The sequence below is a fragment of the Clostridium algifaecis genome, assembly GCF_017874415.1.
Taxonomy (GTDB): Bacteria; Bacillota; Clostridia; order Clostridiales; family Clostridiaceae; genus Clostridium_B; species Clostridium_B algifaecis.
Window position 1 is genome coordinate 52,863 of the sequence record NZ_JAGGLM010000017.1, and the last position, 14,010, is coordinate 66,872.

Here is a 14,010-nt window from a genome sequence, read left to right on the forward strand (position 1 = left end):
CCTCCTATCCTATAGTTCCTTTTAATTCAAGTTTAATTAAATTATTCATTTCAACTGCATATTCAAGAGGAAGTTCTTTTGCAACCGGCTCTACAAAACCTCTGACTATCATTCCCCTTGCGTCCTCTTCAGTAAGTCCCCTGCTCATAAGATAAAAGATTGCATCATCGCTTATTCTTCCTATTTTAGCTTCATGTCCTACATCCACATTGTTATTTGCCACACTTATAACAGGAATTGTATCTGATCTTGACTCACTGTCAAGCATAAGTGATTCACATGATACACTTGCTTTTGAACGTTCTGCTTCTTTAGTGGAACTTAAAAGTCCCCTGTATATGGAAATTCCTCCATCCTTTGATATTGATTTTGAATTTACAGTAGATGTAGTATTTGGGGCCGCATGAACTACTTTTGAACCTGTATCCAAATATTGTCCAGCACCTGCAAAAGTTATTCCAGTAAAATCACATTTTGCACCTTCTCCTCTGAGTATGCTCATTGGATACAACATAGACACCTTGGAACCAAAGGAACCTGTTACCCACTCTATATGTCCATTTTTATCTACAGCTGCCCTTTTAGTATTTAAATTGTACATATTTCTTGACCAGTTCTCTATAGTACTGTATTTTAATGTAGCGCCTTCTCTTATATAGCACTCAACACATCCTGCATGTAGATTATTTACATAATATTTTGGTGCCGAACATCCTTCTATATAATGAATTTTTGCACCTTTTTCAACTACTATCAATGTATGCTCAAACTGTCCAGCTCCAGGTGAATTTAATCTAAAATAAGATTGAATTGGTATGTCAACCTGAACTCCTTCCGGAACATATACAAAGGAACCACCTGACCAAACAGCTCCATGAAGTGCTGCGAATTTGTGGTCTGTTGGAGGTACAAGTTTCATGAAAAGTGGTCTTACTATATCCTCATAATCCCTTATAGCTGTTTCCATATCCATATACAAAACGCCCTGTTTTCTAAGATCCTCGCTTACATTATGATAAACAACTTCTGAATCATATTGAGCTCCCACTCCAGCTAACGACTCGTGTTCTGCCTTTGGAATTCCAAGCAAATCAAAAGTCTTTTTTATATCCTTAGGGACATCTTTCCAGTCATGTTTCATACTAGTATCAGGTTTTACATAAGTAACTATATTATCCATATCAAGGTCACTTAAATCTGCTCCCCAGGATGGCATCTCCATTTTGTTGTATATGTCAAGTGATTTAAGCCTAAATTCTCTCATCCAGTCAGGATCATTCTTTTCAGCAGATATCTGTTCTATTATTTCCTTTGTAAGTCCGCTGCTGGTTTTATAACTATATTTATCTTCATTTTTTATATTATAAATACTATTATTTTCATCTTCTATATTATCAATTCTACTTTTTTCCAATAAAAACACCTCTCTTTTAAAAGCAAATTTCCTATGCTAATGCTTTAAATTTATCATATCCACTTTTTTCTATTTCCTCGGCAAGTGATGCATCTCCAGTTTTAACTATCCTGCCATTTACAAGTATGTGAACATAATCAGGCTTTAAATATTCCAAAATACTATTATGATGTGTAATTATAAGTACGGAATTCTCAGAATTTCTAAGTTTGCTTACTCCCTCTGAAACTATTCTAACTGCATCTACATCAAGTCCTGAGTCAGTTTCATCAAGCATGGCAAGTTTTGGCTCCAGCACTGCCATTTGGAGTATTTCATTTTTCTTCTTTTCTCCACCTGAAAAACCTACATTTAAATATCTTTGTGCGTATGCTTCATCTATTTTTAAAAGATTTAATTTTTCCTTTAATGCCTTTCTAAAAGCAAGTATACCGGTGTTTTTACCTGTAACAGCGGATTTTGCACTTCTCAAGAAGTTTTCAACAGTTATTCCCTGTATTTCTTCAGGATATTGAAATGACATGAATATTCCAAGTCTTGCTCTCTCATCAACTTTGAGTTCGTTTATAGATTTTCCTTCAAATAATATTTCTCCATCTGATATAGAATATCTTGGATGACCCATGATGGTATTAACAAGAGTTGATTTTCCTGCTCCATTTGGTCCCATTATTGCATGAACTTCACCTTTTCCAATTTCAAGATTAAGTCCCTTTAATATTTCCTTTTCTCCTACCTTTGTTTTTAAGTTATTTATCTTTAACAATTTAGTTTCCATTGTACCTCTCCTTTATATCCGAGTATTTAACTCTTATTTGATATTAAAAAAAATTAAGTCCTACTAAATAAAATCTATACCAGACTTAAATACTCAGAATTATTACTAACTACATTCTACTATTTATTTTAAAGATAATCAACAATTTAAGTTAAAAATCCTCATAAATAATAAAATTTTGTTTAAAATTATCTCATATATTTAATTTTCATTTTCAGTTTCAGTTTCAACATTCAGTCCATCAATAGTAACATCTTCATTAAGTACTATAAGAAGACATTTTCTGCCTTGTTTATCCCTTATTTGCTTAACTGCACTCAAGTTTCCAGGAGTTATAGTTATATTTATATTATCATTTTCTATTTTTACAGACCTGCTTTCAAAATCTGGGACTATATTTTTTACTTTAAATTCATAATCGCCGCCGCAGACTTCTTCAAAAGCATTTTTAATAAGTTCCTTATCCTCTACTCCACTTTCCTCCAATATGTTTGAAACTTCCTTCATATTTATCTTAGGTTCTTCATCATCTTCTGCTGATTCTAATTTTTCATTTATATTCTCATATATTTGCTGCATAACCTGAGGCTTGATTTTATTTTCTACTGCAGTTTGAACTATAGTATTAAAGCTGTGTTTTTCTTCTATAGCTGTAGGCTTCAATCTGCAATCAAGTACTCCTTCTACAAAAGATTGATTTAGTTCTTTTGATTTATGAGAATAATATATAACTTTATTTACATCCACATAGTCATAACTGAAGCTTGGAAATAAAAAGCCATCCATAGGTGAATTTAAATTTATAGTGACATCAAGTGCTGAATTAGCTGTAAATTTCATTTGTGAATAATCAAATTTCAAAACCTTCTTGGGAATATCAACCTTATTTATACTGCACAATATAAATTCCATCGCATGTACATAATCTTCCAGGCTTTCATCTTCATTATCCTTGCTTTTTTTGTTTGGGCTATAATATTCAGCTTTAATAAAATTGATAACTATGTCAGTATCATAATTGAAATTTTTTGAAATCCTATCTACTATTTTATCTGCAAATTCAGGTATATCACTTTTTTCACTTAGAGCTCTATATAATATACTTTGGGTACTCTCCTCAGATATACCATTTTCAATATTTTGATTTTGTTCTTTAAAATCAAGTTCAAATATTTTAGAATCAATAGTTCCTGTAAGAACTTTTTTAAAATTATTAAGGTATAACTCTCTGGTCTCAATATCCATCATACCAAATGGAGTCAATTCTTTAGTTATAATTTGTCCATTATCTTTTTTTAAATAAACACTGTATACCTCTTTAATAGGTAGTGCATAACTCTCGAGTTTAAACTCTTTTCTTATTGAAGATAAATCTTTTTTATTCATATTCTCTCCTTATAAATACACATAACTTTTAAATTTATACTGCAAAATAATTATATATACAAATCAATTAAATTTACAACCATTAATTTATTAAGTAATTCATACATTATGTATAAGTATACATAATGTATGAATTATATCGATCAGTATTATTTAAGTAAAATCCACCAGTTGATAAAATCTAAAAATATTGGATTTTTTATAGCTTTATACATTTTTAAAGAGGTGATATTTTCATGGAAAATTATGATTAAATTTTATAAATATTATTGCATAATTATTCATATAGTCTTATAATAATAAATATTATAAAATTATAAAACACAAAGCAAATATATTTTTGGACTTGAAGGAGGTAATTCAAACGCTTAAGGTTGGAATAATAGGTGGTACAGGATATGTAGGTGCTGAACTTATACGTCTTTTATCCTGTCATAAAAAAATTGAAATATCAGCTATATCTTCAGTTAGTTTTAGTGGGAAAAAGCTTTCAGATATATATCAAAATTTCTATAATTTAAATAACCTGGTATGTGAAAATGAAGAGGATGTACTAGAAAAAAGTGATATTATATTTTTAGCACTTCCTAATGGTTTAAGTGAAGAACTAGCAGAAAAAATACTTAAAAGAAATAAAATTTGCATAGATATGGGAGCGGACTTTAGATTTAAAAATGGACTAACTTATAAAAAGTGGTATGGGAAAGATTTTAGTCTACCAGAATTACACGAAAAATCAGTATATGGACTTCCCGAACTAAATAGAGAAAAGATTAAAGGTGCAAAAATCATCGGAAATCCTGGCTGTTATGCTACTTCAATTGAACTTGCACTTCTTCCCCTTATTTCTAAAAATTTGATAGAAGAAACTGGAATAATATCAGATTCTAAATCAGGAGTAACAGGTTCAGGAAAAAGTCTTAGTGAATCCTCGCATTTTACAAATTGTAACGAGAGCCTGAGCGCTTATAAGATAGCAAATCACAGACATACTCCAGAAATAGAAGAAACTTTAGGTTCTATTTCAAGTAAAGATGTAAAGTTAACTTTTGTTCCTCATTTGCTTCCAATAAATAGAGGAATTTTATCTACTATATATACTACACCTAAGGAAAAGATAAACTTAACTGAACTTCACAAGGAGTACAGTAATTTCTATAAAAATGAACCTTTTGTAAATGTACTTCCTCTAGGAGGCACTGCTAAGATAAATAATGTAAGACTTTCGAACTACTGTCAGATTTCGCTTCACTATGATGCGGAAAACAATAAACTCATACTTGTATCATGTATCGATAATATGATAAAGGGATCAGCTGGTCAGGGAATTCAAAATATGAATTTAGCTTTAGGCTTTAATGAAAAAGAAGGTTTGGATTTTATACCACCTGCATTTTAATATTTTAAGGAGGTAATTCAATATGAACTTGGAAATTATAAAAGGTGGTGTTACATCACCTAAGGGTTTTAAGTCATCTGGAGTAAGTACAGGGCTCAGAAAAGAAAATGCCAAGGATTTAGCTTTGATTTTTTCAGATAAAATATGCACTTCCTGTGGTGTTTATACACAAAATAAAGTTAAAGGAGCTCCTATTCTGGTTACTAAAGAGCATTTAAAAGATCATAAAGCTCAAGCTGTAATTATAAATAGCGGAAATGCCAATACCTGCACCGGAGATAAGGGTATAGAAAATGCAGAGAAGATGTGCTCCTCCTCTGGAGAAATCCTAGACTTAAAAGGCAGTGACGTTCTAGTAGCATCAACTGGTGTTATAGGCGTTCAGCTTGATATAGATACTATAAATAAAACTATTCCAACTTTAGTTGAATCTCTAAGTAAAAAAGGCTATATTGATTCCACAAGAGCCATAATGACTACAGATACAGTTCCTAAAACTGCAGCTTTAAAATTGCAACTTGGTGGAAAAACAGTAACTATAGGAGCCATGACAAAAGGTTCTGGTATGATACATCCAAATATGGCAACTATGCTCTGCTTTATAACTACAGATGCAAATATAAGTTCTGAACTTTTATATAAAGCTTTAAAAGAATCTGTTAAAATAAGCTATAATAGAATTTCAGTAGATAGGGATACATCTACAAATGATATGGCACTTATTATGGCAAATGGTTTAGCTGAAAATCCAATCATAGAAGATGAAAATGAGGATTATAAATTATTTTGCGAAGCATTAAAAACAATGAATGTTCATTTAGCTAAAATGATGGCAAAGGATGGAGAAGGTGCTACGAAGCTAGTTGAATGTAAAGTAATAAATGCTTCAAATGAAAAAGATGCAGAAACACTTGGTAAATCTGTAATATCCTCAAACTTAGTAAAAACAGCAATGTTTGGCTGTGATGCTAATTGGGGAAGAATTTTAGATGCTATGGGATATGCAGGTCCTGACTTTAACATAAATAAGCTCCAATTATCTGTAGAAAGCAAAAGTGGTTCCATAGAAGTATTTAAAAATGGAAACCCTATTGAGTTCTCAGAAGAACTAGCAGCAAAAATATTATCAGAAAATGAAGTTTTAATACTTGCAAATATGAATTCTGGTTCGTATACTGTTTCTTGCTGGGGCTGTGACCTAACCTATGATTATGTAAAAATTAACGGAAGTTATAGATCATAGACATAAATTTTACTAAATATCTTAAAGGAGGAACACAGCGTTGAATCACGACGAAATAGCGAATGTTTTAGCAGAATCATTACCATATATTCAAAAATACAGAGGGAAAACTATAGTTGTCAAATATGGTGGTAGTGCCATGATAAATGAGGATTTAAAAAAATATGTTATAAACGATATAATACTCATGAAGTGCGTTGGAATTAACATTGTAGTAGTGCATGGCGGAGGTCCATTAATTTCTTCTTATTTAAAGAAATTAAATAAAGAAACTAGGTTTATAGATGGATTAAGGTACACAGATGATGAAACTATGGATATAGTTCAAATGGTTCTATGCGGTAAAGTAAATAAAGACCTTGTTAAATTGATAGAAAGTTTCGGTGGAAAAGCCATGGGTCTTTGTGGTATAGACGGTTCAATGATTAAAGCTAAAAAAATTTCCACCAAAGTTGATCTTGGTCATGTAGGCGAAATTACACAAATAAATACCGAAATTATTCAAAATGCTCTTGAAAATAATTGTATACCTGTAATAAGCAGTGTAGCTTTAGGTGAAAACTCAGAAGTTTACAATATAAATGCTGATACTTGCACATTTAAAATAGCTTCTGCCTTAAAAGCAGAAAAATTAATTCTACTTACAGATGTGCCAGGTGTTATGACTGATATAAATGATCCATCTTCACTTATATCTAAATTAAATTTAGATGAAACTCGTGAACTATTTAAAGATGGAGTAATTAAAGGTGGTATGATTCCAAAAATCAATTGCTGTACAGGTGCAATTAATGCTGGAGTTAGAAGGGCTCATATTATAGATGGAAGGATTCCTCATTGTCTCCTTCTTGAACTATTTTCAAAAAAAGGTATAGGAACTATGATTTATTAGGAGGGATTTATATGGATTACGTATCTTATTCAAAAAAATATCTTATGGATACTTATGGTCAGTTTCCAGTAGTATTTACTCATGGAAAAGGCTGCAAACTATATGACACTTGCGAAAAGGAATATTTAGATTTAACATCTGGAATAGGTGTTTCATCTCTAGGTTATGGAAATGATGATTGGGTAAATGCTGTAACTGAACAAGTAAAAAATTTAGCTCATACTTCAAATATATTTTTAAATATACCGTCTTTAACCGCTGCTAAAAAGTTAACTGAACTAAGCTGTATGAGCAAAGTCTTCTTCTGCAATTCAGGAGCAGAAGCAAATGAGGGTGCTATAAAGCTTGCACGAAAGTATAGCTATTTAAAATACGGAAGTGGCAGAAGTACTATAATAACACTTAATAAAAGCTTTCATGGAAGAACCATAACTACGCTAAAAGCTACTGGGCAAGAAAAATTTCATAAATATTTTGATCCTTTTACAGAAGGCTTTAAATATACGGATGTTACTATAGCTTCTCTTGAAGAAACTATAGACGATACAGTTTGTGCTATTATGATGGAGGCTATACAAGGTGAAGGTGGAGTAAATCCTCTTCCTAAAGAATTTGTTGATAAAGTATTTGAAATAAGCAAGAAAAAAGATATCCTTGTCATATTTGATGAAGTTCAGTGTGGTATGGGAAGAACAGGTAAAATGTTTGGATATAATAACTTTAATGTAGAGCCTGATATAGTATCCACTGCAAAAGGTCTTGCAGGTGGTCTTCCAATAGGTGCTGTACTATGCAATAAGAAACTTGAAGATACATTTGTTCCAGGTGACCACGGTTCAACTTTTGGAGGAAATCTCGTTAGTACCGCTGCTGCTGGATGCGTGCTTGATGTATTAGGAAAAGATGGTTTCTTAGATTCAGTAGCTGAAAAAGGTAAGTTCATTAAAGAATTTTTCAAAAATGCTGCTACTAAAAATGTAGTTGAAGTTAGAGGGATTGGCCTTATGGTTGGAATACAGTTAACCTCTAATAAAGCATCAGAAGTTCAGAAAAAAGCACTTGAAAATGGTCTTCTTGTATTAACTGCCGGTGCTAATGTTATAAGACTTCTTCCTCCTCTTGTTATTACAAAAGAAGAGTTAAATAAAGGTCTTACTAATCTTGTTAAAATAATAGAATTAATATAATATATTTTTAATTATAAGAAAAGAAACTGTGTCCAAATTATCTTGGTACACAGTTTCTTTTAGTTAAAAAGTTCTGTATCCTCTATAGATTTATTTACAAGTTCATCAATATCAAGTACACTTTCTGCCTTTCTTATCTCATCAACTCTTGGTTTTGTTTTAGGATGTTTAGGCACAAATATAGTACAGCAATCCTCATATGGAAGTATAGATGTATCATATGTACCTATATCCCTTGCAACATCCATTATATCCACTTTATCCATAGCAATAAGAGGTCTAAAAACAGGTCTATCTGCTACATCAGTACTTACTATAAGTCCATCCATAGTCTGGCTTGCTACCTGTCCTATACTCTCACCTGTAGATACTGAATCTACTCCATATTTTTCTGCAAGTTTGCAGGCTATTCTCATCATAAATCTTCTCATTATTATGGTTAGCTCATCTTCCCTGCATTTTTCAATTATCTGCATCTGTATATCAGTAAATGGTGCTACATAAAGATTTATTTTTCCTGTATAACCCTTAAGTATATTTGCTAAATCCTTAACCTTTTGTTTTGCCCTCTCGCTTGTATATGGATGGCTGTGAAAATAAACACAATTTAGAGTTACTCCACGCCTTGCCATCATATAACCAGCTACAGGAGAATCTATTCCGCCTGAAAGCATTAACATTGTACTTCCATTAGTACCATATGGCATTCCACCCTCAGCCTTTATTCTTTCACAATATACATATGCATTTTCTCTTATCTCTACATTTACAAAAAAGTCAGGTTTTTTAATATCTACTGTAAGTCCCTGAGTATTTTCTAATATATATGCTCCTACTTCTCTGCTTACATCCATAGAAGTAAGCGGGAATTTTTTATCTGCTCTTTTTGTTACTACCTTAAATGTCTTTCCGCTTGAATTAATTGCACTTTCAAGTGCTTCCTTATTTATACATTCCATATCTTTTTCAATTTCATGTGCAAGACATATCTCAGATATACCAAATACTTTTTTAAGTCTCTCTATAGCTTCTTCAGAATTATCACATTCTATAAACCATCTGCCTTCATCTTTCACAAAATCATATTCTATTCCATTTAATACGTTCTTTATATTATTCAATAATTTTCTCTCAAATTTTCCTTTATTCAAACCTTTTAAAAATATCTCCGGTGCATATTTAACTAATATAAGTTTTCTCATATCTTAATTCTCCTTAAAAATTTCAAAGATTTATCAATTACTTCTATAGTATAATCTACTTCTTCTTTTTTATTAAATTCGCTAAAACTAAACCTAATAGTTCCCCTTATATCCTCATTTTTTAATCCAATAGACTTTAAAACATGACTTTCATCATTATTTTTTGCAGAACATGCAGATCCTGTAGAAACAAATATGCCTTTATCCTCAAGCATATGTAAAAGTACCTCACCTTTTACACCTAAAAAAGAGACACTCAAAACATAAGGTGAATAAGAATCTCCCTGGCTATTTATCTTTATATCCTGTATACTTTTTAAGCCTTCTATAAAATAATTCTTTATTTCACTTACTTTATGTAAATTATCCTTGTATCTACTATATGCAATCTTAGCTGCCTCCGAAAAACCTGCTATAGCTGCTAAATTCTCAGTTCCTGATCTAAACCCATTCTCCTGACCGCCACCATATATAAGTGGTCTAGGTCTAAGTTCTTTTTTCAAATAAGCAAACCCAATTCCTCTAGGTCCATGTATTTTATGACCACTTACCGAAAGTAAGTCTATGTTACACTTTTTTACATCTATTTTGTATTTTCCATAGGCCTGTACTGCATCTACATGGAATTTTACTCTACTGCTTTTCTCTTTTATAAGTTTTCCTATAGTTTCTATATCCTGCATAACTCCTGTTTCATTATTAGTATGCATTATACTTACAATTACAGTTTCTTTATTAATACTTTCTAATAACTCATTTATATCTATTTTCCCATTCTCATCCACATCTAAATAAGTAACCTTTACTCCAATTTTTTCAAGAGCTTTGCATGTATTTAAAACACTAGGATGTTCTATCTTAGTAGTTATCATGTGTTTTCCTTCACTTAAAAAACCTCTTATTAAAAAATTGTTACTCTCGCTTCCACCTGAAGTAAATATTATTTCATTTCTATTGCAATTAATTGTACTAGCTATAATATCTCTACATTCATTTATCTTTTGCTCAGCTTTAATTCCTAGAGAATAGGCTGAAGATGGATTTCCATAATAATTTTTCATGGCATCTACCATAGTTTCTATAACCTCATCATAAGGTTTTGTTGTAGCACTGTTGTCAAAATAAACTTCCAATTCATTCACTCCTCATATAGCAAACTAAAATCAAATAACCAATACTACATATATTATCACAATTATGTTCTTATAACAAAACACATTTTTTAATAAAAAAATTAGCATTTGTAAATACTAAATTAATAAATAAACAAAAGGAGATATTTTAAATATGAAATTAAAATCCACTACTTGTTGTATTATAATTTTATTACTTGTATTATCTATATTTACTATTCCAACAAAAGTATATTCAAAAGATCAAAAATTAATTTATCTAACCTTCGATGATGGTCCCGGGTATAATGTTACAGAAAATATACTTGATATATTAAAATCTGAAAATGTAAAAGCTACATTTTTTGTAATAGGTTCTAAAATACCTGGTAGAGAATCTACATTAAATAGAATGAAATCCGAAGGTCACAGCATAGGTCTGCATACTTACTCTCATGAATATAGGAAAATATATAAAAATAATGAATCCTTTATAAATGAAATGAATGCGGCAGGAAATACAATAAAAAATGTTACAGGAATTTCTTCTAAAATAATTAGATTCCCATCAGGTAGTAACGGGCATATGAATGAAGCTCTTTTAAATGAGCTTCATTCAATGAATTATAAAGTATTTGACTGGAATTTGTGTTTATCAGATGGAATAAATCATAATACTCCAGTAAGCAAACTATATAGAGAAGGTACAGAAAAGTGTGTTAATCCAAGTAGGATATTTTTACTTGCCCACTGCGGCGCTGAAAACAAGAACACATGCACAGTACTTCCACAAATAATTAAATATTATAAAAATTTAGGCTATGAATTCAGACCAATTACAGATACCACTCCAGAATACCACTTTAGAATATCTAAATAAATATAAAAAAGATATATAGAAAAAATTTATCTATATATCTTTTTATCTAACTAGCACAAGCTTATTAGAGCTAAGATCCATCTCATAGACATTTCCATTCGACTTACTTACATAATACCATCCACCTGTAGCTGAATGATCCTCCATATTGTCAAAGGCATGTATGACATAATAGTCAACATTATCTTTTTTCTCTTCATGATCAAATATAAATTTCATGTTAGAATCCTTATCATTCACTTTATATGCTACAAGTTTAGCAGCTTTATCTCTGTCTACCTTTTCCTCTGAATTCTTAGGATTATTATAATTATTTTGCTTTTGTAAAGTTTTAGGTTCTTCATATGACTTTTTAGAGCTTGAATTTTGGGAATTTGAGTCTTCCTTATGGTCATACTGGTTATTGCTTTCCTTTGTATTACTTTTATTATTTAACAAACTAGTTGACTTGTCACCCAGTTTGTTACTATGAGTATAAATATAAAAACCTCCTGTAAATATCAACACAAATACAATTAATATAATTGTTATTTTTCGATTTTTGTTCAAAAAAATTCTCCTCGCTTTATATTTACCATAATTTCTTCTATGTAAGACTTAAAATAAAAAATCAGAGTCTGCAACTCTGATTTTACAATAATTTTAGTCTTCATACAAATACTTTCTCGTCATAGGGAGATTATTTTTTAAGCCCTTAGTAAACAAAAATTGATGTATATCTACTACACCATAATGAAAAGATGCAGCACAAGCATTTAAATATAAGTCCCACATCCTTATAAATTTTTCATCCTTCATTTTTCTTACTTCATCCATCTTGTCCTCAAAATTTTTAGCCCAACACTTAAGCGTTTTGTAATAATGAAGTCTTAAACTTTCTGCATCTACAAGATGAAGATCATTATCTGCCATAAGACTTACAAGTTCCCTTATAGATGGTATATATCCGCCAGGAAATATGTATCTTTTTATCCACTCATTTACTTCAGATTCTGTTTGAGCTGTTATACAGTGAAGCAGAGAAACTCCTCCATCTCTTAGCATAGAATTAACTGATTCCATATATGTAGGAAGATTTTTTCGTCCCACATGCTCAATCATTCCAACACTTACTATTCTGTCAAATGTTTCTTTGTTTTTTACTAACTCTCTGTAATCTGCTAATTTAATATCTACTTTTCCTTCTAAATTGTTTTCCTTTATTCTATATTTAACTTTTTCAAATTGCTCTTTACTTAAAGTTATGCCAAGTGCATTTACCCCATATTGTTTAGCCGCAGATATTATAAGTTCTCCCCAGCCGCATCCTATATCTAAAAGTCTTTGTCCATCTTTTAGATTAAGTTTTTTTAATATGTACTGAACTTTATTTATCTGCGCTTGATATAAAGAATCATTTTTATCTTTAAAATACGCACACGAATAAGCCATCGTTTTATCAAGCCACAAGCTGTAAAAATCATTTCCTAAGTCGTAATGGTATTGTATATCTTCTTTACTTTTCTTCAAAGTATTAGGCAGTACTTTATATATTTTTGAAAATACATCTGCTTTGTTTAAAAAGCTTTCTTTATTTTTATAAATTGATTCTAAAAGCTCCATAATATTGCCTTTTAAATCAATTGTTTTGTCCATATAAGCTTCACCTAGAGTCAGAAATGGATCTGTTAAAATATCCTTTTTTGATATATGGCTATTTAATATTATTTCAAATTTCGCTTCACCATCTCCATATTTTTCTTCTGTTCCATCCCAGAATTTCACTTTAATAGTATCCAAAAACATTTCTTTTAAAAATTTGCCTAAAAATATTCTATCTAAATCCATTGTTATTTATTTCCCCTTTCATATTACTTTAATAATATTAATTTTAACAACAAATATTACAACTTAAATAAAAAAATCCTCTTGCTTTATATTTATAATATTATTCAAATAAATATTGCCTAAATAAATATGCACCAGTTTACACTGGTGGTCTTGTTTTGCATAAATAAATAAGAACTAGATAATTATCTAATTCTACATTAAGGCACTAAAATATAGTTTAAAATATCAATATATAGTTTTAATAATTGGTGCAGATGAAGGGAGTCGAACCCCCACGTCGTAAAACGCTAGATCCTAAGTCTAGTGCGTCTGCCAATTCCGCCACACCTGCATGAATATATTATACCACTGTTTTGCATAAAAGTCAATGGTGGCTCACCGGGGAATTGAACCCCGGACAACATGATTAAAAGTCATGTGCTCTACCAACTGAGCTAGTGAACCATGTTGGCTGGGATGGCAGGATTTGAACCTGCGAATGATGAAGTCAAAGTCCATTGCCTTACCGCTTGGCTACACCCCAATAATTTTTACGCATCAAACATTTATATATTTTACTCTAATAAATATATAAAGTCAATACCTTTTTCTAAAAAAATTAATAATAGAGAATTGTTCCATTAATACTGTACCCAAAATAAGAAATAATATTTTTGACGGTAAAAAAGCGGCCATAGCCGCGTTATT

12 protein-coding genes and 3 tRNA genes are annotated in these 14,010 nt (G+C 30.8%); 5 read left to right on the forward strand and 10 right to left on the reverse strand.

The annotated features are described in order from the left end of the window. Positions 1-4: 4 nt before the first annotated feature. From sufB to J2Z42_RS11345, 3 genes are all read right to left on the reverse strand, one after another. Positions 5-1,414 (reverse strand): Fe-S cluster assembly protein SufB, encoded by a 1,410-nt coding sequence (gene sufB, locus J2Z42_RS11335; protein ID WP_209702887.1) that lies wholly within the window; start codon positions 1,412-1,414, stop codon positions 5-7. A 31-nt stretch (positions 1,415-1,445) separates the two neighbouring features. Next, on the reverse strand, positions 1,446-2,192 hold the full coding sequence (gene sufC / locus J2Z42_RS11340) for a Fe-S cluster assembly ATPase SufC (protein ID WP_209702888.1): 747 nt from the start codon (positions 2,190-2,192) through the stop codon (positions 1,446-1,448). Positions 2,193-2,393: 201 nt separating this feature from the next. Then, positions 2,394-3,578: a DUF4317 domain-containing protein gene (locus J2Z42_RS11345; RefSeq protein ID WP_209702889.1), complete on the reverse strand. Its 1,185-nt coding sequence runs from the start codon at positions 3,576-3,578 to the stop codon at positions 2,394-2,396. Positions 3,579-3,936: 358 nt separating this feature from the next. On the opposite strand from J2Z42_RS11345, the gene argC reads away from it, so the two are divergent. Genes argC through J2Z42_RS11365 form a run of 4 tightly spaced genes read left to right on the forward strand, consistent with a single transcriptional unit; the run spans position 3,937 to position 8,299 of the window. Then, on the forward strand, positions 3,937-4,977 hold the full coding sequence (argC, locus tag J2Z42_RS11350) for an N-acetyl-gamma-glutamyl-phosphate reductase (RefSeq protein WP_209702902.1): 1,041 nt from the start codon (positions 3,937-3,939) through the stop codon (positions 4,975-4,977). A gap of 22 nt (positions 4,978-4,999) precedes the next feature. Continuing rightward, complete coding sequence (argJ, locus tag J2Z42_RS11355; protein WP_209702890.1) at positions 5,000-6,220, forward strand: bifunctional glutamate N-acetyltransferase/amino-acid acetyltransferase ArgJ; 1,221 nt, start codon at positions 5,000-5,002, stop codon at positions 6,218-6,220. A gap of 40 nt (positions 6,221-6,260) precedes the next feature. Beyond that, positions 6,261-7,112 carry an acetylglutamate kinase gene (gene argB, locus J2Z42_RS11360; protein WP_209702891.1) on the forward strand — a complete coding sequence of 284 codons (852 nt, stop codon included), beginning with the start codon at positions 6,261-6,263 and terminating at the stop codon, positions 7,110-7,112. A gap of 11 nt (positions 7,113-7,123) precedes the next feature. After that, positions 7,124-8,299, forward strand: a complete 1,176-nt coding sequence (locus J2Z42_RS11365; protein ID WP_209702892.1) for an aspartate aminotransferase family protein — start codon at positions 7,124-7,126, stop codon at positions 8,297-8,299. A 59-nt stretch (positions 8,300-8,358) separates the two neighbouring features. Here J2Z42_RS11365 and thiI read toward each other — a convergent pair whose 3' ends face one another. Together thiI and J2Z42_RS11375 are read right to left on the reverse strand one after the other, a co-directional pair. Next, entirely contained in the window at positions 8,359-9,501 is a 1,143-nt protein-coding gene (thiI, locus tag J2Z42_RS11370; RefSeq protein WP_209702893.1) for a tRNA uracil 4-sulfurtransferase ThiI, read from the reverse strand. Continuing rightward, the gene (locus J2Z42_RS11375; RefSeq protein ID WP_209702894.1) at positions 9,498-10,634 is read right to left on the reverse strand and encodes a cysteine desulfurase family protein; all 1,137 of its coding nucleotides are present in this window, start codon (positions 10,632-10,634) and stop codon (positions 9,498-9,500) included. Before J2Z42_RS11375 ends, thiI begins: the two co-directional genes overlap by 4 nt. A gap of 154 nt (positions 10,635-10,788) precedes the next feature. Here J2Z42_RS11375 and J2Z42_RS11380 point away from each other — a divergent pair, with 154 nt between their 5' ends. Beyond that, positions 10,789-11,493, forward strand: coding sequence for a polysaccharide deacetylase family protein (locus J2Z42_RS11380; RefSeq protein ID WP_209702895.1), 705 nt, complete (start codon positions 10,789-10,791; stop codon positions 11,491-11,493). A 42-nt stretch (positions 11,494-11,535) separates the two neighbouring features. On the opposite strand, the gene J2Z42_RS11385 is transcribed toward J2Z42_RS11380, so the two are convergent. The 5 genes from J2Z42_RS11385 to J2Z42_RS11405 form a co-directional block, all read right to left on the reverse strand. Further along, the gene (locus J2Z42_RS11385) at positions 11,536-12,042 is read right to left on the reverse strand and encodes a hypothetical protein (protein ID WP_209702896.1); all 507 of its coding nucleotides are present in this window, start codon (positions 12,040-12,042) and stop codon (positions 11,536-11,538) included. Positions 12,043-12,135: 93 nt separating this feature from the next. Continuing rightward, a complete protein-coding gene (locus tag J2Z42_RS11390) occupies positions 12,136-13,320 on the reverse strand; it encodes an SAM-dependent methyltransferase (protein ID WP_209702897.1) in 1,185 nt (394 codons plus the stop codon). A 249-nt stretch (positions 13,321-13,569) separates the two neighbouring features. Continuing rightward, positions 13,570-13,654 (reverse strand) — tRNA-Leu (locus J2Z42_RS11395). Positions 13,655-13,691: 37 nt separating this feature from the next. Beyond that, a tRNA-Lys gene (locus J2Z42_RS11400) sits at positions 13,692-13,767 on the reverse strand. Between the two features lie 4 nt (positions 13,768-13,771). Further along, positions 13,772-13,846: transfer RNA gene (locus tag J2Z42_RS11405), tRNA-Gln, on the reverse strand. Between the last annotated feature and the right edge of the window lie 164 nt (positions 13,847-14,010).